This window comes from Niastella sp. sgz303648 (assembly GCF_059587045.1).
Genome location: NZ_JCAPSW010000006.1, coordinates 524,506 through 544,098, shown reverse-complemented (window position 1 = coordinate 544,098; position 19,593 = coordinate 524,506). Strand labels below are relative to the sequence as shown.

Below are 19,593 nucleotides of genomic sequence, written 5' to 3'. Positions count from 1 at the left end.
TCAGAAATGAGAAAGTAAGCTGTTTTACTTTTTAATTTCACATTTTTCATTTTTAATTTCTCATTTCTAAATAGGAACTACATACTGATCCTTATTCATCTTAATCTTTTCCGGTATCGCCGCAATGATTTCTTCTTTGAGGGCTTCGATCAGGCGCTTCTTTACAAAATCGCGGTGCACTACAATGCTCACTTCCCGCATGGGCGCCGGTTTTTTAAAATGTCTGATCAGCTGTAATTGCCGGGCGGTCATATCAAGAGTGGTCAGTTCGGGCAAAATGGTGATGCCATCATTCATATCAACCATACGCCGCAATGTTTCAATACTGCCCGCCTCATATTCAAAATGGGTACCCATTTCACTGGCCCTGCGCAATTCGCACAGGTTTACGATCTGCGAGCGAAAGCAATGCCCTTCTTCCATCAGCCACAATTTTTCGGGATCAATATCCTGCGCCAGTACATACGTTTTTTTGTATGCCGAATTTTTTTTCGATACATATGCCAGTAACTCTTCATAAAACAAAACGTGTTCCTTGATACCATTTTCCTGCAAAGGAGTTACCAGTATGCCCACATCAATTCGACCTTCGCGCAAACGGGTTATAAGGTATTCGGTCATCATTTCCTGTACGATGAGCTTAATATGCGGATATTTTTTGGCAAAGCTCTGAACAAACAGGGGCAATAAATAAGGCGCCAGGGTTGGAATAATGCCGATGCGCAGCTCGCCGGTAATTATGCCTTTTTTTGTTTGCACCAGCTCGGAGATCACATTTTTTTCCGATAAAATACGACGGGCCTGTTCAATGATCTCGATACCTACTTCGGTAGGTACCACGGGTTGTTTACTGCGGTCGAATATCTTAACACCCAGTTCTTCCTCAAGCTTTTGCACCTGCATGCTGAGGGTGGGCTGGGTAACAAAACAATTTTCGGCGGCCGTGGCAAAATGCCGGTAAGTATCAACAGCCACCACATACTCTAATTGTACAAAAGTCATAAATAGATTTTGTCTATAATTCTATAAAATTAATCAATTTGATTTATAATCAAAATAATTGAAGTTTTGCCATGGAAACAATCTTTACCCTTTGAAATGAATACATCAGGAATCCTTTTGATTAAACCTAAACCCCGGGCCGGAAAGATTTTCCGCTGTTTGATGCAGGTGTGATGGAATTGAATGAAAATCTCAGGAAGTTCTTTGCTGAGGCGGAAAAGGCTGCCTTTGCACCCGCCCACGTGGTAGATGGTATCAGTTACTCACCCGATAAAATGTTAAGGGCCGTATTTTATCCTATTCTGATGCACATCGTTACCGCCTGGGTACTGATTATGAATAAGTGAGCAAAATGGAGATTCAATGAAAGGTATCGACGTTAGTAAAAAATAAAAAAGATAGGCATCATTTTCATAAACAGGTCACATGAGTAAATTATAGTTTTAGGTTTAAAGTGTAAGGTGTGCTGTACTTTTCCAAGTGAGGGCCACCTTATTTTTTTATTACCCCCTATAAACACAAAACCGCAAAAATCTTTTGCGGTCATCTGAAGCGAATAGGCAGCGGGCAATGGGCTTCTTCTTACTTACAACTTATTACTTATTTCTTACTACTTATATCAACTTCCACAACCACCGCAACCACCTCCGCATCCGCCTCCACAACCACCACCTCCGCTGCAACCACCTCCACCGCTACAACCACTGCAACTGCTGCATGCCCCGTTTGCATTGATGATTTTGGTATGATTGATTACAGGGTAAGCGCTAAACACCGTTGCCAGCACCAACCCATCCGAAAACCATTGTATGGCCTGCTCTCCGTTTGTGGCAAACTCCGAAACCACATGATCGTTGTACGGTGAACTCATTTCGTTGTGCAATTCTGATAACTCCTTTGTTGCTTTAATCACGATGTTTTTTCGTGAATACATACTTTCAACAATCTGAGCTATTATTATTAAAGCTATCAACTCAAACAAAAGAAAACTAATTGCTTTTCCGTTTGCAAGTCCCTGAAAAATCCGGGCAATACCGGCAATCAGGGGAACAATGAGCATATGGTATCTTTTTAACAACGACTCTTTGTAATAAGCCAGCCAGTACAACTTTTGCAGATTTGGATGTTGGGCGGTTTCTTCGTTATACCAGTCACTGACAATTCCTTCATAATTGATACTATCATATTGCTCATTTAAAAATCCGGTGATAAGCGGATTTTGTTCATTGGCAGATTGACTGTACCGGTTTTTGTGAAAGATGAACCTTTTTTCAGCAGTTAGCCCGATCAGATTTCTTCGCATCAGGTCTACGATCCCCGCCTGTATGGCGCGGTGTTTTCCGTATAAAAACTGAGCGATTTGAAAAATGGAGGCCTCTGCAGGAAAATGTTCTGTAACAAGGCTTTTTAACGTTCGGCCTTTTTCGTGTTGCAGTAAAACAAAACAAATGATACAACTGATAGCAAGTAATGGGAAGAAGCTTAAGAACTGCAGACCTGTAAGTGAGTAAGGAGAAAGTGTTTGGTGCAGGTAAGCACTAATAACAAGAGGAAGCAGTAACAACAGGATGATAAGAGCTTTAATTTCATTTCTGATTTTCCAGGCCGGTTCGGGAATAAACAAATCTTCTTTCGGTTGCGGCCAGATGTCATCGGGCGGAGGTGATTCAAACACCGACTGGTATAAAGCGAGCGTGTCTTTATACCACTCAATGTGCCTGTGATCCTCATCATCTCCTCCCCGCGATGGATGGTGGTGAACGTCTTTGCCTAATGTGTTCTTACACAAATCAATCCAGTACGATTGTGTGTAAGTAAGGTGTAAATGCCATGCTTCGTCAACAACCTGTGAAGGCGAAGCGCCTTTGGGAGAGATACAACATAAGAAGAGAAATTTCCGGTATTCCTCAACAACCCGTTCAGTAAAGGTGGGCGACCAGTTTTGCTTTGCAGATAATTTTCGGGAGAAGGTAATTTCTGCATTCGGGTCATCGAGGGGAAATTGTTGAATTGCACTCCAAAGGCTACTGTGTTCTTCAATTTTCATATTTTCTGTCTTTGGTTATACAAAGGTATAACGGAGTTTATCAACCGCGCAAGCATCGATGTATTACCAAATTGTTAAGGAGCGTGGAACGTGGTGAATCGTGAATGGTCAATGGTCAATGGTGAATATCAGGGGTGAAACATGAGAAAGCAACGTGAAACGTGGTTGTGAAACGGCAAACGTGAACCGGCAAACGGCAAATCGTTCTGCTTCCTGTTAACTTATCAACTGGTCAACTTGCCAACTTCCTACTTCTTACATCTTACTTCCCACTCCCTACCTGCCACTTACCACTTGCTACTCTTCAAGAGTTACCTTCGACTTCCCCACCTTCAACTTATATCCCGCTCCCACTTTCAATGCATAGTTTTCCTTCTCGTGGCTCACGGGAAAACCATAACATACGGGGTAGTCGTATTCTTTCACGATATTATTAATGATTTCATAGGCGTTTTGTCCAAATGGCCGTTCGGTGTCCTTGTTATCGGTAAAACCGCCAATGATCAGTGCGGCCAGTTTTTCAAGCTTACCGCTTCTTTTTAACTGACGCAACATGCGGTCGATATTATACAGGTATTCGCCTATATCTTCTAAAAAAAGAATTCTGCCTTTTGTTTTAATATCCGATGGCGTTCCTATCATGTGAGCCAGCAATGCCAGGTTACCTCCTACAAGTTCGCCTACCGCTTCGCCTTTTTTATTAAACGCATGTGCTTCGCATTCGTACCGGATCTTTTTTCCTTCGAGCGTATTCTTTAATGACTGTACAAATTCATTTTTGTATCCTTCGTCATTAAATGCACCGGCCATGGGTGCATGCAAAGTACTGATGCCGTAATTGGAATAAATATGTCCATGAAGCAAAGTAATATCACTGAACCCGATGATCCATTTGGGCTGCTTTTTAAATTTTTTAAAACTGATGCGGTCAATAATACGGCTAACGCCATAACCGCCTCTGGCGCATAAAACGGCATGCACCGAATCGTCGTCGAGCAGCTGCTGAAAATCGTTCAGCCGCTCTTCATCGGTACCCGAAAAATAGGTGGTTGATGCACTGCCTACCGTAGCGCCAACCTTTACTTTATATCCCCATTGCTGTAAAACATCAATACATGTTTGCGCTTTTTCCATTGCCATAAAACCGGCCGGACAAACCAAACCAATCGTATTACCGGGCTGCAAATAGGGAGGAATTTTTACCATGTTGTTTTTGTTAGTTCAATAAAACGAATATCCAAAAAACCATGAAACCATCAAACCCCGCCTGACTGAACGTAGTTCGGGCGGGCACAAACCCGTTAAACTTCTTTCAGCGTTGCTTCTTCGGCGCCAACAACCAGCCGGTGCCTGGCCCCGCATTTTAACGCATAATTATTTTTTTGATGTCCCACCGGAAAATCAAAACAAACAGGATAACGATAGTTTTTCACTTTTTCCAGTACAATGTCCTGCACGGTACGACCAAAATCTTCGCCGGGATCATCAGGTTTTACTTTAAAACCACCTACAATTAATCCGGCCAGCTTTTCGAGTTTACCGGTGCGTTTCAGGTTCCAGAACATCCGGTCGATGCTATACAGATATTCACCCGTATCTTCCACAAACAAAATTTTATTGGTGGTTCTGATATCCGACTTCGTTCCTGCCAGCGTTTCGATCATTTTTAAATTACCGCCAATCAACACACCTTCGGCACTGCCCTGTTTATTTTGCGTGTTGGCAGGCACGGTATACTTCATCTTTTGCCCGGTTAATGCCTGCTTTATAGAAAGAATGGTTTCAATTTGTATAGGTTCGGCCTTGTTCCAGTCGTCGGGGAAACTGTTGCACATTTTTGAATGAATGGAAGCAATGCCATAATTACGGTTAAGATGAGCGTGCAGCACAGTAACATCGCTGAAGCCAATGATCCATTTGGGTTTGGTAACGAGCCTGGTGAAATCAATTTTATCAATAATACGTACAAAACCGTAGCCCCCGCGGGCGCACATGATGGCTTTTACTTTGGGGTCATCGATCATTTGCTGAAAATCGCGGGCGCGCTCTTCATCGGTACCGCCAAATGTAAAATCTTTTTTACCTACTGTTTCGCCCACTTTTATATTAAACCCCCATTCAACCATCTGCACCATGGCTGGTTGAATTTCTTCGGGAGTTATAGTACCAGCCGGACAGGTAATACCAATGGTATCTCCCGGTTTCAGGTACCGGGGAACAATGGGCGCCGGGGCATCGTCTTCATTTTTTATAAAGAAAGAAGGGAACCCGGCCACCGGAATGCCCGCAACTACAAAAGAGGATAAAAATCGTTTTCGGTTCATGTCGATACAATATCTTCCAATATACCCCAAAGAGATAGAAAAATTAAAACATTTGTTTATTTTTAAGGTATGTTCATTCGCATGTTTCAGGCATTGCTCATTTCTATAGCCTTTGCCGGCTGGATTGTATACCAGCTTGTTATTCGCAAAAAGAAATTTACAGAAATCAGTAATGATGTGGTAGCCATCGTTTTTTTTATAGGCGTATGGCTGGGCATATTTTACTGGCTGATGAATTAAGCCGTTCCCTCCCTCCTGCGTAACCGCACGCCTTTTACGGTGATTTATATAAATATTCGTTTTTCCCAACCCTTATGCTATTTCCCTTCGTCAATAGTATGGCGCCGGTAAAAGAATAATGCCTGTAACTATTTAAAAACCGTTTCCTTTTGGTACAGTGGAATAATATCATAGAAGGTTGTAAACAACAAGATGCACAAAGCCAGGAACAATTGTATCGCATTTGCTATACCGGTATGATGAAGTTGTGTATGCGGTATGCCACCGACCTGCATGAAGCAGCAGCGCTATACAACGATGCCATGCTGAAAGTTTTTAATACAATACATCAATACGAAGCCCGGGGCGAATTTATGGGCTGGATACGGCGCATTGTAGTAAATACCTGTATAGATCATTGCCGGCGGCAAACAAATTTCATTAAATGCCCTGTAGAAGAAGTGGCCGATGTCACCATTTCGATAAACCCCGAAATATACGACCGGCTTTCGGTCAATGATGTAATTAAGCTACTGCACGAATTGCCCCGCAATACAGCGCTGGTATTTAACCTGTTTGTACTGGAAGGCTTTAAACACGAAGAGATCGGGCATCTGCTGGGCATTTCAGCCGGTACATCAAAGTGGCATCTGAATGAAGCACGCCGTTTACTGAAAAGCAAACTCGAAATTTTGTTGAAAAAAGAAACCTATTACAATGAAATCTGACAATCAACATATCGATGAGTTCTTCCGCACAAAGGAACAGGCTTTTATGCCTGATACCAGCAATTTGTCTGCACACTGGCAGCAATTGAAAGTCATGCAGGCAACACAACTGCTGAAGAATTTTTTTAACCAGCTTGATAAAGAAGAGCAGGTATTTACCGTGAATGCAGAACAGGTTGCCGTACTGGTAGCCAAAGAAGGCACCCGTTTGAACATACCGGCCGACTGTTTCAGCAACAAAAACGGCATTGTGAAAGGAACTGTACAGATCACCCTGCAGGAATATTACACCTATCCTGATATTATAGCAGCCAGGCTCAGCACTGCATCGGGTAACCGGCAACTGGTAACAGGCGGGATGCTGCATTTGAAAGCAACGGCTGATGGCGAAGACCTGGTAATGACTCCGCAAAAAACAATACGAATAAGTATGCCTGCCTTTCAATACGATGAACAAATGATGCTGTTCTCTGGTGTGTGGCACGAAGACCGTTCACAGGTAAACTGGATACCCATGGGTCAAATGCAGGGCCCCGACATGCAACCACAGCAGGCAACCGATATGCAGTATAATAAATATGTTACAAAAATCCTTTCTTCTAATGAAATTATTACGACCAACAAATCAGTGATACAAATTCTTTCGACGAATAAATCAGTGATACAAAAAATTCAACAAAAATACCGGTCTTTATACAACATTACGAAACTACAGCCTGTTCAGCCAGGTGATGACAGGCAGCCGCCTGCGCCGGAACCGCCGGCGAACAAAGATCCGAATATGCTATCGACTGCTGATGCGTTGCAATTGATCAGCGGTTTTATCACCTTCAAAAAAATACCCAGGTCAACCTACCTCTTCACCATCGATAGTTTGGGATGGATCAATTGTGATCGCTATTATGATCATCCGGGAACCACTTTTTCAGTAATAGTGAATGTAGGCGAAGGCTTTGATGCACCTGTTTTTTCGCAGCTGGTATTCAGCCGATTTCCGTCCATAGTATATGGTGCACAAACCGGTCATATCATCCGGTTCAATAATATTCCGGCCAATGAGCCGGTGCAAATCATTCTCACCGCTGTAAAAGATGGTAAGCTGGTATGCTGTTCGCGGTCGGTCAATGCTTCGCCTGATGAAATCAACAACCTGGCATTTGATCCCATAACACCTGAACAATTCAAACAGCAACTGGAAAGCCATTTCTACCAAATGAGCCGGAATGCTCCGCTTAAACCAGGTACGCAACCCGGTACCTACCGCTAACCAGACCGATTTTATCCCTTGGCGCCGAATAGTTACTTTTGCAAACTGCCCTTTCGTGTTTGCCTCTGCTGCATATTGATATACAGCACAAGGGAGCGTCGCAAGGGACGATGAGTAGAATTACAAAAGAGGATTACAAAATGAAAGATTTTAAGCGTTATTTAGTTACAGCGGCATTACCATACGCGAACGGACCGGTACACATCGGCCACCTGGCCGGCTGCTATTTACCGGCCGATATATATGTGCGTTACCAGCGTGCCCAAAAAAGAGATGTTCAGTTTATCGGAGGCAGTGACGAGCATGGGGTGCCTATTACCATCCGCGCCATGAAGGAAGGCGTAAGCCCGCAACAAATTGTAGATAAATACCATGCCCTGATCAAAGAAAGTTTTGAGCAAATGGGCATTTCATTCGATATCTACTCCCGTACATCGAACAAAGTTCATCACGAAACCGCTGCCGCTTTCTTTAAAAAGCTGTACGACGACGGTTTATTTGAAGAAAAAGAAACCGAGCAGTTTTATGATGAAAAAACAAATACGTTTTTGGCCGACCGCTATATCACCGGCACCTGCCCCATTTGCGGCAATCCTAATGCGTACGGCGATCAGTGCGAACGCTGCGGTTCAACACTCAGCCCCGAACAACTGATCAATCCGCGCAGTACGCTGAGCGATGCGATTCCCGTAAAACGAAAAACAAAGCACTGGTATTTCCCCTTGCAGAACTACGAGCCGTGGCTGAAAGAATGGATACTGGAAGGACATAAAGAATGGAAAAATAACGTATACGGCCAGTGCAAAAGCTGGCTCGATAGCGGTTTGGTAAGTCGCGCCATGACCCGCGATAGCAGTTGGGGTGTAAAAGTGCCCCTGCCAAATACCGAAGGCAAAGTATTGTATGTTTGGTTTGATGCGCCGATTGGATATATTTCAGCCACCAAAGAATTAACCGATAAATGGGCCGATTACTGGTGTAAAGAAGATACAAAGCTGGTACACTTCATCGGAAAAGACAATATCGTTTTCCATTGCATCATTTTCCCGGCGATGTTGAAAGCGCACGGTGGCTTTGTATTGCCCGACAACGTGCCGGCCAACGAATTTTTGAATATCGAAGGCGACAAAGTATCTACCAGCCGTAACTGGGCCGTGTGGGTGCATGAATACATAAAAGATTTTCCGGGATGCGAAGATGTATTGCGGTATGTACTGTGCAGCAATGCACCTGAAACAAAGGACAACGATTTTACCTGGAAAGATTTTCAGGATCGCAATAACAGCGAACTGGTTTCGATCTTCGGCAATTTTGTAAACCGCGCATTTGTGCTCATGCACAAGTTGTGCGGAGGTAAAGTGCCTAACCTGCATGCAGATGTGCTGGATGAAGCTGATAAAAACACCCTGGCCGAATTTGAGGCAACCAGAAAAAGAGTTGAAGAACATCTGGAGAATTTTAAATTCCGCGATGCCTTGTTTGAAGTGATTGACCTTTCCAGAAAAGGCAATAAATACATGCAGGAAAAAGAGCCCTGGATTGTAGCAAAACGACTGGCAGAAGATCCTTCAGCACAAAAGCTGATCGATAACTGTTTGCATGTTTGTTTGCAACTCACGGCCAACCTGGCTATTCTTATCAACCCGTTTTTGCCGTTCACAGCAAAAAAAATGATTCATCTGATGAAGGTGGTTGAAAAAATGCTGGATTGGGAAAATGCCGGTAAAACAAAGCTGTTAAGCATAGGCTATAGTTTACGCGCACCGGAATTGTTATTCAGAAAAATAGAAAATGAAGAGATAGAGGCGCAGATAGCAAAATTAAAAGCAGGATTAATAAAACCGAAAGCTGAAGCCGAAAATCAGCAATCGGAAGTCGGAAGTCAGAAGTCGGAAGAACCTCAGGCTGCAGCACTTAAAGAGCAGATACAATACGATGATTTTGCAAAGCTCGATCTTCGCGTAGGCACTATAGTTACTGCCGAAAAAGTACAGAAAGCCGATAAGCTGTTAAAGCTGCAGGTTGATCTGGGTTTTGAAACCCGCACTATTGTATCGGGAATTGCCGAACATTTTAAACCCGAAGAAATAACCGGCAAACAGGTGGTGGTGGTGGCCAACCTGGCTCCCCGCAAAATGCGCGGTATTGAAAGTAATGGCATGATCTTAATGGCAGAAGATAAAACAGGCAAACTGCATTTTATAAATCCTGTTGATGCTATTGATAACGGATCATCGGTGAGTTAATGTGTTAAGCTTTTAAGTTTCTCGCAGAGGCGCTCCCGCCATGGCGGGACGCCTTCGCGAGATATTTTCTTAACTAATAGCATTGTGTATTGTTGCCGCCGAAGGCGGCAAACTTAAATCTGTGGCATTAAAACTATTTTTATGAAACTCGGATTCATTGGCCTCGGTAATCTGGGTACACCCATTGCCGAAAATATAATTGAAAGCGGTCATCAGTTATTCGTATATAATCGCACAATATCCAAAACAAAAGCATTAACCGATAAAGGGGCCACTGCCTGCCCTACCATTCAGGCGTTGGCAAAGGAGTGCACGATTGTTTTAAGTATAGTATCCGACGATAAAGCGCTGAAGAGTATTTCAGAGGGCGATGAAGGACTGATAGCGCATCTTGCTCCGGGTAGTGTACATATATCTTTGAGCACTATACTGCCCCAGACTGCCTCAGCACTGGCGGCACAGCATACGCAAAAAGGATTGCATTACCTCGCTTCACCGGTATTCGGACGGCCCGAGGCAGCCCGTGCGCGTAAACTGAATTTTGTTTTGAGTGGCGAAGAAAAAATACGTCAGCAGGCAACACCCATACTTAAAGATGCAGGCGGCGTGGGTGTATGGGATTTCGGCGATTTGATCACTGCTGCCAATACCATTAAACTATGCGGCAACTTTACCATTGCTGCTGCTCTGGAAGCCATTGGCGAAAGCGCTGCACTGGCCGCCCGCAGCGGTGTTGACGCCAAAAAAATGTGGGAGTTTTTTACTCAAAGCATTTTCAACAATCCTGTGTATCAAAACTACAGCAACATAATTGTGAATCGCCGTTTTGAACCGGCAGCCTTTACGATGCAACTGGGGTTGAAAGATATAAACCTGGTGTTACAACAGGCCGCGCAGGTTCATCAAAAAATGCCCCTGGCAAATTTGCTGCAGCATAATATGCAGCAGATGATCGAAAAAAAGGGTGCAGCTATTGACTGGAGCGCAGTTGCCCAGGCCAATGAGCAATAGGCAATGAGCAATTGGCAATTTGCAAAAACTGCCAGGTTTTATTGTCAATTGTCAATTGTCTGTTGCCAATTGATTTTTTTTGCCGTCCCAAACTTTGTTCTTAACTTTCTTTTGTTGTTTTTAGAAGCCCCGCATAACAACCTTCTTCTGAAAGCTACAAACAACCTCCGCACACCTTTTTGCTTCATCTTTAACCGGTGCCTGTAAACGCTATTATTACACAACGTATTCATTAACGTCTTGCATGCCGGCGGTTAAAGAACAACAGCAAAAGGGAAAAACAACTGACCCAATCATCCGCTTCAGGAGGTTATTATCATCGGGAAAGTAGCCATGTTTCCTGTCGATACGCTGACAGTATCAATTCGTACTTTATTAGTGTTACTTTGAATAATGAACAAGGAATTATGGGTGGAAGTTGAATTTACTTCATCATTCGTAATTCCTTGTTTTTTGCAATTCACTTCGGACCTCTGACTTCCGACATCCGACTTCTTACGCCCCTACTTACTACTTACTCCCTGCTTCTTACTTCACCAGCACTACAACCACATCCATCACGTTCGTATGCGTAGGTCCGGTTATAACATGTCCTCCGGTTTCATGAAAAAAATGCCATGAATCGTTTTGAGCAAGAAATGCATCGGGGTCAAGACCTTTCTTTTTCGCCGTTTGCAGTACAGCATCATCCACAATAGCACCGGCCGCATCGGTTGGTCCGTCGGTGCCATCTGTGCCGGCACATACAATCACAGGGATATTATCAGCAGAAAGATTTTCTTTTTCAAATGCCGATAACACAGCCAATGCAAAATGCTGGTTACGGCCTCCTTTGCCATTGCCTTTTATAGTTACCGTAGTTTCGCCACCCAGCAACAAACAGGCAGGGCGCGGACCATTATAGTTTTTTATCTGAAGCGCCAGTTCGCGGGCTTTATCGCCGGCTTCTCCTTCTAATGTATGGGTGATGATTTCCGGCGAATATCCCAGCGAACGGGCCGCACCCGCAGCTGCTTCCAACGCAATGCAATTGGTGCCGATGAGGTAATTGAAACTTCTGCCAAAAATCAAATCGCCGGGTTTGGGTGTTTCATCAATCTGTTTATTCATTCCCAGCTGCAGCCAGCGGATAATACTCACCGGTAGTTTATCAATCAGCTGGTACCTGCGCAAAATTTCCCATGCATCGGCAAAAGTCGACGAATCGGGAACCGTAGGCCCGCTGGCAATACTATCAAGCGGATCGCCGATCACATCACTCAATATAAAACTGATCACTGTAGCCGGCCAGGCTGTTCGCATCAGTTGTCCGCCTTTGATGCCGGCCGACAAATGCTTACGCACCGTGTTCATTTCCTGAATGGTGGCGCCGCATTGCAGCAGCTGGTTAAAAACCTGTTGCAGTTCGGGCAACAAAATTCCGGGCGGACAATCGATCATTAAAGCCGAAGCTCCTCCGCTGATCAGCGCTATCACCACATCATTTTCACCGGCTGTTTTCAACAAACGAACAATTTCGCGGCCACCCTGCAAACTGTTTTCATCAGGTACAGGATGCCCTGCTTCAATACAGCGTATTTTTTTCAGCGGAAATACATGATCGTATTTGGTTACAATAATTCCGTCGTGAATATGATTGGCCAGAATGATCTCGGCTTCGCGGGCCATGGCAGCACTGGCTTTGCCGGCCCCGATTACAAACAACTTGCCGAATGCCCCCTGTTTAAAAACCTGCTCACCGAGGCACAGATCGTTTTGTTGCCATCGCATATGCTTTGGCAGCAGGTAATAAGGTTGTACCGACTTTACAGCGGCAGAAAATATTTGCAGGGCATGTTCGCGCATAGGTGGTAGTGTTTTTTTGCCTCAGATTTAAGGGGACTCGCCTTCGGCGATAATATCGCCACAGCCTGTCCTCCCGCTAATGCGGGATCGGGAGATTGCACGGATTAACACAGATGTACTTCAGTTCCCGAATTCCAAATTAATAGCGATTTTTCATTTATTCCTAATCGTAAATGATATTGATTCATACAAAGCACGGTTCACTTTTTACCTCACGAGTCAGGAGGAAGAATGCTGTACAAATATGACAAAACTTTGATAACGATTGAATTATATTCTGATGTTCGAATCGAAAAACATCTGTGTTCATCCGGGCAATTCTGTACAGGTACATTTCAAAAGTTTGATTACGATTGATATAAGTCCTGGTGTTTGTATCGAAAAATAGCTGTGTTCATCCGTGCAATTCTGTACAGGTACTTCTCAAAAATTTGAGAATGACTGATATATGTTTTGGTGTTTGCGCCGAAAAATATCCATGTCCATTCGTGTCCTGAGTCCCGCAATCAGCGGGAAAGGATCCGTGGCAACTTGTATTCTTTAATCGTTACGCCTGTGGCGCCACGCTGGCATCTGCGGCAAATTTGATTCATTCTGCCGAAGGCAGAATTTCAAAATCCGTGGCCCCTGTTTTATTTATGCTAAAATATAAAAAGCTCTTGGAGGCTGCCGATTTTGTGTTATCTTTGAAAATAGTTGTTTAGCTAACTATTTTTTATGACTAAGCGAATCATTAAAAAAGTAGCTGTGTTGGGAAGCGGAGTTATGGGGTCCCGTATTGCCTGTCACTTTGCCGGCATAGGGGTACAGGTGTTGTTGCTCGACATGGTGCCAAAAGACGCCGTAGACAGTACCAATAAAACAGCCCGTAACAAGCTGGTTAACGATGCCCTGCAGGCTGCCATAAAAAGTAACCCTTCTCCTGTTTACACTAAAGACGTAGTGAAGAAGATCACTACCGGCAATTTTACCGATAACATGAAGGAAATTGCCGCGTACGACTGGATCATTGAAGTAGTTGTGGAACGTCTTGATATCAAGCAACAAATATTTACCGAGGTTGAAAAATACCGCAAACCCGGCACCCTTATCACTTCCAATACATCGGGTATTCCCATTCACCTGATGACCGAAGGAAGAAGCGATGATTTTAAAAAACACTTCTGCGGTACACACTTTTTCAACCCGCCGAGGTACTTACGTTTACTCGAAATAATTCCAACGCCATATACCGATGCTGCCATTGTAGATTTTCTGATGCAGTACGGCGATTTGTATTTAGGCAAAACCACTGTATTGTGTAAGGATACACCAGCTTTTATTGCCAACCGCATAGGAGTATATGGCATTATGGCTATTTTTAAACTGGTTGATACGCTGGGTTTAACCATTGATGAAGTAGATGCATTAACAGGTCCAATCATCGGCCGGCCCAAATCGGCTACGTTCCGCACAGCCGATGTGGTAGGTATCGATACGCTGGTAAAAGTGGCAAAGGGAGTTTATGATAATTGTTCGAACGATGAACATCGCGATACATTTATCATACCTGCCTGGCTCGATAAAATGGTAACCAGTAACTGGCTGGGCGATAAAACAGGTCAGGGTTTCTTTGCAAAAAAGAAAAGCGATAAAGGGGAGAAGGAAATCTTCACCTTAAATCTTAAAACCTTTGATTACGAACCACGCAAAAAGGCAAAGTTCGCAACTGTAGAAACTGCCAAACCCATCGATGACCTTAAAACAAGGTTAAAGGCGTTATGCGCCGGTACCGATAAGGCCGGTGAATTTTACCGCCACTTTCATTTTGGGTTGTTTTCCTATATATCGCACCGTATACCTGAAATATCCGACGAAATTTACCGGGTTGATGACGCCATGATGGCCGGCTTTGGCTGGGAAATCGGCGCTTTTGAAAGCTGGGATGTGCTGGGTGTTGAATCAACGGTAAAGAAAATGAAGGAAGCCGGTTACGCAGTGGCTCCCTGGGTGAGCGATATGCTCGAAGCCGGTGTAAAAAGTTTTTATAAAGTCGAGAACGGCAAAAGGCTTTATTACGATGTGGCGTCAAAGTCATATAAATCATTACCCGGTGGTGATGCATTTATAGTGATGAAAAATTTTGAGAACCAGACCGTGTGGAAAAACAGCGGTTGCCGCCTCTATAACCTGGGCGATGATGTGCTGGGGCTTGAGTGGTATACAAAAATGGGAAGTATCGGCGGCGAAGTGCTTGAAGGGATACAAAAATCTATTGCACTGGCCGAAGAAAAATATAAAGGGTTGGTTATCGCCAACGAAGGCCCCAACTTTAGTGCGGGCGCCAACGTAGGTATGATATTCATGCTGGCCATTGAACAGGAGTACGACGAACTGGATATGGCCGTACGCATGTTCCAGAACACCATGATGCGGGCCCGTTATTCGGCTGTTCCGGTAGTAGTGGCGCCACATGCGCTTACATTGGGCGGCGCTTGTGAGCTGAGCCTGCACTCTGATAAAGTTTGTGCGGCTGCAGAAAGCTACATTGGCCTGGTTGAGCTGGGTGTTGGATTGATACCCGGTGGCGGCGGCACCAAGGAATTTGTGTTGCGCGCGGCAGATGAAATGCATGAAGATGAACCGGAAACCATTACTTTAAAGAATCGTTTTCTTACCATTGCCACAGCCAAAGTAGCCACATCGGCACACGAAGCATTTGAGCTGGGTATATTACGTAAAGGAAAAGATGAAGTAGTGTTGAACCAGGGTCGCAGAATTGCCGAAGCAAAAAAGAGTGTTATTGAACTTTTTGAAAGCGGATATGTTACTCCCATACAACGCAACGACATAAAAGTATTAGGCCGTTCGGCGTTGGGTGCTTTATACGCCGGCATCAATGGCATGTGGCGCGCAGGTTATGCAACCGATCACGATGTGGTGGTAGCTAAAAAACTGAGCTATGTAATGTGCGGCGGCGATTTGAGCGAACCAACAATGGTATCTGAACAATATTTACTGGATCTTGAAAGGGAAGCCTTCTTATCGCTTTGCGGTGAAAAGAAAACCCTCGAAAGAATTCAAAGTGTTTTAAAGGGCGGTAAGCCTATCCGCAATTAAAGAACAATAGGCGTCACATGAGAAAGCAGACGGGCGTGGCAGAAATGCTACGCCTTTTTATTTGTTACCGGTTTCCGGATCCCGGTAACTGGTAACTGGTAACCGGTAACTGATTTTTAATTAATTTACACATGGTTGCGAAGCAATCGCAACTCCCAACCCCAAACAACGCTATGCCATGGGTGAAGCCGAATTACAGATCATTTCGCACAAGCTTGTCATTCACTCGGTGATCTTCTTTTACGGAGATGCGGCTACCCGCGAACTGTCGTGGAAAGTTGCCAACGACATCAGCACCCACTGGAATGAACCGAATGCAACCATTCAAATTAAGGACAAATGGTTCGATGTGTTATTTGATATCGACGGCATTTATGAACCCGATCTTGATCCCGAAAAAGTATGGTACAACGATAATCCCCGGTTTAATTTTTTTCGCATCGAAGAATTTGCAACGGGTAATATTTCTTTTGTAGATGGCATTGGAAGCAATACCGGTTATTTTATGCTTGACAATTTATTGCAAACTTCCACCACCGCGGCCCATGAGTACGGACATACCATTGGGCTCGACCATCCGCAAAACCTCGATATCAGGGGAAAGGATGCACCCGGCATCATGTACCCACGCGGCACCCTGTGCGATCCGGTTTTTCAATACGATCCGCAGGCAAGAGCCGGCGACAAAGGCGGTACCTTAAATCCGTTTCACCGCAAAGTGCTGTCCGCCGATATTCAGGAACTGAAACTGCACCGGTTGCTTTTTACCAATGGCAGGGCCGTTTTAGGCGATTTTTCGAGCCTTTACCACGAAAAACATACACCGGTGGTTACGAAATAATCACGCAAGCCACAAATTTGTTTGTTTGTGGTTTGAGGTTTATGGTTTGTAGTTGCTACCGCGCTTTGGGGTTTCATTATTAAGATCAAACACCTTACTGTTTAACAGGATCAAAATTGCAGGGCAAGATTCACCGAAAGAACCTCAAACAACAAACCTCAAACAACAAACATTAGTGCCTTTTAGAACCAAATTTTCTTAACTTCTTCTATTATGTAACAATTACCTTACTGTCACGACATATAAATTATGGCTATTCTTACCGTAGATAATCTTTATAAAAACTATGGCCCGGTAAACGCATTAAAAGGAGTTTCCTTTACTGTACCCCGGGGCTCGGTATTTGGCATTTTAGGCCCTAACGGAAGCGGCAAAACGACATTACTGGGCATTGTCATGGACATTCTGAAGCCCACAGCAGGTTCCTATAAACTGTTCGATGAAACACCCACTCATTTGCACCGCAGCCAGATAGGTACCCTGCTCGAAACACCTAACTTTTATCATTACCTGAATGCAGTACAGAATTTAAAAATCGCGGCAGCCATTAAGCAACGCGGTACTGAAAACATTGACCATGTACTGAAAATGGTTAATCTCGAACAACGCAAATTCTCAAAATTCAGCACGTATTCGCTGGGTATGAAACAGCGGCTGGCCATCGCATCGAGCCTGCTGGGCAACCCCGAAGTGCTGGTATTTGACGAACCCACCAATGGCCTCGATCCGGTGGGCATTGCCGAAACCAGAGAACTGATCAAAAAGCTGAACAAAGAAGGGAAAACGATTATCATGGCCAGTCACCTGCTCGATGAAGTAGAGAAAGTGTGTACGCATGTGGCCATTCTGCAAAAAGGAACGCTGATAACCCACGGCCATGTTGATGAAATTCTGGTAACCGAAGATGTGGTGGAAGCCGGCGCTGCTAATGTGCAGCAATTGCAAAAAGTGCTTCATCAATACCCCGGCGCCCTGCAGGTAAAACTGAATGAGCATCATGTTGAATTATCATTTGCACCCGGCACCGCCACGCTCGATTCGCTGAACCGCTTTTGTTTCGAAAACGGCATAGCGCTGAACCACTTGCGGCTTCGCAAAAAAAGTCTTGAAACCAAATTCTTTGAACTTACAAACGGCAAATAAATATGGGCAGGTTGTTACATATCGAATGGATGAAGCTGAAAAACTACCGGGCATTCTGGATTTTGATTTGCCTGTATGTTGCTACTATTTTCGGAGCTAACTACATTGTATTTCACATACAGCAACAGATATACTCAAAAGAACAGGCAAAAGGCATGGCGAGCCTGATACTGGGCAATCCCCCCTACTCGTTTCCCAGCGTATGGCAGGCAACGGCGCATGTAAGCAGTTACCTGTTATTTATTCCGGGTTTAATTATGATCATTGCAGTAACCAACGAATACAGCTTTAAAACCCATCGTCAGAATATCATCGATGGCTTAACACGCCGGCAGTTTATAAGCGCCAAAATAATGATGGCGGCCCTTTTGTCGGTGGTAACGGTGATTGTAGTAGCCATTACTGCCATGATTTTTGGTTTTATGGATGGCAGTAGTTCGTTTAGCCTTGAAGGTTTTTATTATATCGGTTTCTCTTTTTTACAAACCATGAGTTATATTATGGTTGCTTTATTAATGGCAGTGCTGTTTAAAAGGGGCGGACTGGCCATTGGTGTTTTCTTTAGCTATGCGTTGGTGCTTGAACAAATTCTTGTATTGCTGATGAACAGATACCTGAATTATGCCGGCCGCTTTATGCCGCTCGAAACAACCGATATTTTAGTTCCCTTTCCCCGTATTAAAGAAATTGTAAATAAGATAACTTCAACGCCACCCGATTATAACCTGATGTTTATCGTTGCACTGGTTTATCTGGCAGCATATTTATTCTTTGTTACCCGAAAGTTCGAAACGGATGATCTGTAGGTTGATTATTTTTTTACCAGATCATTCAATGCCACATCGAGCGAAGGATATAAAAACTGAAAACCGGCTGCACTGATCTTTTCGCAGCTTACGGTGGCGCTTTTCAATATTTCAACACTTAGTTCGCCCAATACTATTTTCAGCATAAAAGAAGGCACATAAAGTGGTATGAAGAAGCTGCCCTTCATTTTTTTAGCAAGGGCAAGCATAAAGTTTTTATTGGTTACCGGTTCGGGGGCTACTACGTTGTATACGCCCTGCATTTTTTCATTTTCAATGGCATACAAAAAAAGGCGGCACACATCGTCGATATGTATCCAGCTCATCACCTGACGACCGCTTCCAAAAATGGTGGCCAGGCCCAAACGCACCGGCTTTGCAAATTCTGTAAAGGCCCCACCCTTTTTGCTTAATGCAACCCCGCAACGAAAGATCACTAATCGTTTATCCAAAGCTGTTACAGGTTGTACGGCATTTTCCCACTGCACGCAGGTGGCGCCCAGGTATCCGGTATCGGCAGGGTCCTGTTCTTTAAAAAACGGTTGGTTGGGGGCTCTTTTATCATCATCGCCATACCAGCCAATACCTGAAATGCTGATTACGGCTTTCACTTTATTGGGAATTTCCTGTAATGCTTTCGACAGCAGCTGTCCGCTTTGCACCCGGCTATTCAACATCTCTTCTTTTCGCTTTTTTGTCCAGCGTTTATCGGCCACGCCGGCGCCCGCCAGGTTAATTATATAATCAGCTTTTTGTATAGCTTCTGCATCGATAGTTTGTTGGGCAGGGTCCCAGGCGGCATATGAAACATTCGGTTTGCCGGTCCCTCGCTCGCGCGGGAGATGGCGGGTGAGAATAATTACATCGTGTTGTTTACCGGTTAAAAAGCTGCTCAGCGCAGTTCCGATTAAACCTGTTCCGCCGGTGATTAGGATGGTTGCCATGAAGCAAAGGTACAATATTGAATATCGAATTTTGAATGTTGAATTTCGAAGTCAAAACCTGTATTTCATTT

16 protein-coding genes are annotated in these 19,593 nt (G+C 44.2%); 10 read left to right on the top strand and 6 right to left on the bottom strand.

Features of this window, described 5'->3' with window-relative positions; all coding sequences use genetic code 11:
• Positions 1-66: 66 nt before the first annotated feature.
• Positions 67-1,002 carry a hydrogen peroxide-inducible genes activator gene (locus AC59IL_RS20250; RefSeq protein ID WP_496554011.1) on the bottom strand — a complete coding sequence of 312 codons (936 nt, stop codon included), beginning with the start codon at positions 1,000-1,002 and terminating at the stop codon, positions 67-69.
• Between the two features lie 173 nt (positions 1,003-1,175).
• Here AC59IL_RS20250 and AC59IL_RS20245 point away from each other — a divergent pair, with 173 nt between their 5' ends.
• Positions 1,176-1,349 (top strand): catalase, encoded by a 174-nt coding sequence (locus AC59IL_RS20245; protein WP_496554010.1) that lies wholly within the window; start codon positions 1,176-1,178, stop codon positions 1,347-1,349.
• Positions 1,350-1,621: 272 nt separating this feature from the next.
• Here the strand turns inward: AC59IL_RS20245 and AC59IL_RS20240 are convergent, their stop codons facing one another.
• From AC59IL_RS20240 to AC59IL_RS20230, 3 genes are all read right to left on the bottom strand, one after another.
• On the bottom strand, positions 1,622-3,049 hold the full coding sequence (locus AC59IL_RS20240; protein WP_496554009.1) for a UCP032817 domain-containing protein: 1,428 nt from the start codon (positions 3,047-3,049) through the stop codon (positions 1,622-1,624).
• Positions 3,050-3,346: 297 nt separating this feature from the next.
• Entirely contained in the window at positions 3,347-4,255 is a 909-nt protein-coding gene (locus tag AC59IL_RS20235) for a S66 peptidase family protein (RefSeq protein ID WP_496554008.1), read from the bottom strand.
• Between the two features lie 95 nt (positions 4,256-4,350).
• Positions 4,351-5,373 carry a S66 peptidase family protein gene (locus AC59IL_RS20230; protein ID WP_496554007.1) on the bottom strand — a complete coding sequence of 341 codons (1,023 nt, stop codon included), beginning with the start codon at positions 5,371-5,373 and terminating at the stop codon, positions 4,351-4,353.
• Between the two features lie 69 nt (positions 5,374-5,442).
• Here AC59IL_RS20230 and AC59IL_RS20225 point away from each other — a divergent pair, with 69 nt between their 5' ends.
• From AC59IL_RS20225 to AC59IL_RS20205, 5 genes are all read left to right on the top strand, one after another.
• Positions 5,443-5,613, top strand: a complete 171-nt coding sequence (locus AC59IL_RS20225; protein ID WP_496554006.1) for a hypothetical protein — start codon at positions 5,443-5,445, stop codon at positions 5,611-5,613.
• A 149-nt stretch (positions 5,614-5,762) separates the two neighbouring features.
• Positions 5,763-6,320 carry an RNA polymerase sigma factor gene (locus AC59IL_RS20220; RefSeq protein ID WP_496554005.1) on the top strand — a complete coding sequence of 186 codons (558 nt, stop codon included), beginning with the start codon at positions 5,763-5,765 and terminating at the stop codon, positions 6,318-6,320.
• Positions 6,310-7,587 (top strand): hypothetical protein, encoded by a 1,278-nt coding sequence (locus AC59IL_RS20215; protein ID WP_496554004.1) that lies wholly within the window; start codon positions 6,310-6,312, stop codon positions 7,585-7,587. The genes AC59IL_RS20220 and AC59IL_RS20215 overlap by 11 nt, the downstream gene beginning before the upstream one ends.
• Positions 7,588-7,727: 140 nt before the next feature.
• Positions 7,728-9,833 (top strand): methionine--tRNA ligase, encoded by a 2,106-nt coding sequence (gene metG / locus AC59IL_RS20210; RefSeq protein ID WP_496554003.1) that lies wholly within the window; start codon positions 7,728-7,730, stop codon positions 9,831-9,833.
• Positions 9,834-9,974: 141 nt separating this feature from the next.
• The gene (locus AC59IL_RS20205; protein ID WP_496554002.1) at positions 9,975-10,844 is read left to right on the top strand and encodes an NAD(P)-dependent oxidoreductase; all 870 of its coding nucleotides are present in this window, start codon (positions 9,975-9,977) and stop codon (positions 10,842-10,844) included.
• Positions 10,845-11,372: 528 nt separating this feature from the next.
• Here AC59IL_RS20205 and AC59IL_RS20200 read toward each other — a convergent pair.
• Positions 11,373-12,689 (bottom strand): glycerate kinase type-2 family protein, encoded by a 1,317-nt coding sequence (locus tag AC59IL_RS20200; RefSeq protein WP_496554001.1) that lies wholly within the window; start codon positions 12,687-12,689, stop codon positions 11,373-11,375.
• A gap of 717 nt (positions 12,690-13,406) precedes the next feature.
• Here AC59IL_RS20200 and AC59IL_RS20195 point away from each other — a divergent pair.
• The 4 genes from AC59IL_RS20195 (at position 13,407) to AC59IL_RS20180 (ending at position 18,578) form a co-directional block, all read left to right on the top strand.
• Positions 13,407-15,788 (top strand): 3-hydroxyacyl-CoA dehydrogenase/enoyl-CoA hydratase family protein, encoded by a 2,382-nt coding sequence (locus AC59IL_RS20195; protein ID WP_496554000.1) that lies wholly within the window; start codon positions 13,407-13,409, stop codon positions 15,786-15,788.
• A 178-nt stretch (positions 15,789-15,966) separates the two neighbouring features.
• Positions 15,967-16,629: a zinc metalloprotease gene (locus AC59IL_RS20190; protein WP_496553999.1), complete on the top strand. Its 663-nt coding sequence runs from the start codon at positions 15,967-15,969 to the stop codon at positions 16,627-16,629.
• A 249-nt stretch (positions 16,630-16,878) separates the two neighbouring features.
• On the top strand, positions 16,879-17,772 hold the full coding sequence (locus tag AC59IL_RS20185) for an ABC transporter ATP-binding protein (RefSeq protein ID WP_496553998.1): 894 nt from the start codon (positions 16,879-16,881) through the stop codon (positions 17,770-17,772).
• Positions 17,773-17,774: 2 nt separating this feature from the next.
• Positions 17,775-18,578 (top strand): ABC transporter permease, encoded by an 804-nt coding sequence (locus tag AC59IL_RS20180; RefSeq protein ID WP_496553997.1) that lies wholly within the window; start codon positions 17,775-17,777, stop codon positions 18,576-18,578.
• Between the two features lie 5 nt (positions 18,579-18,583).
• On the opposite strand, the gene AC59IL_RS20175 is transcribed toward AC59IL_RS20180, so the two are convergent.
• Entirely contained in the window at positions 18,584-19,522 is a 939-nt protein-coding gene (locus tag AC59IL_RS20175) for a TIGR01777 family oxidoreductase (RefSeq protein ID WP_496553996.1), read from the bottom strand.
• Between the last annotated feature and the right edge of the window lie 71 nt (positions 19,523-19,593).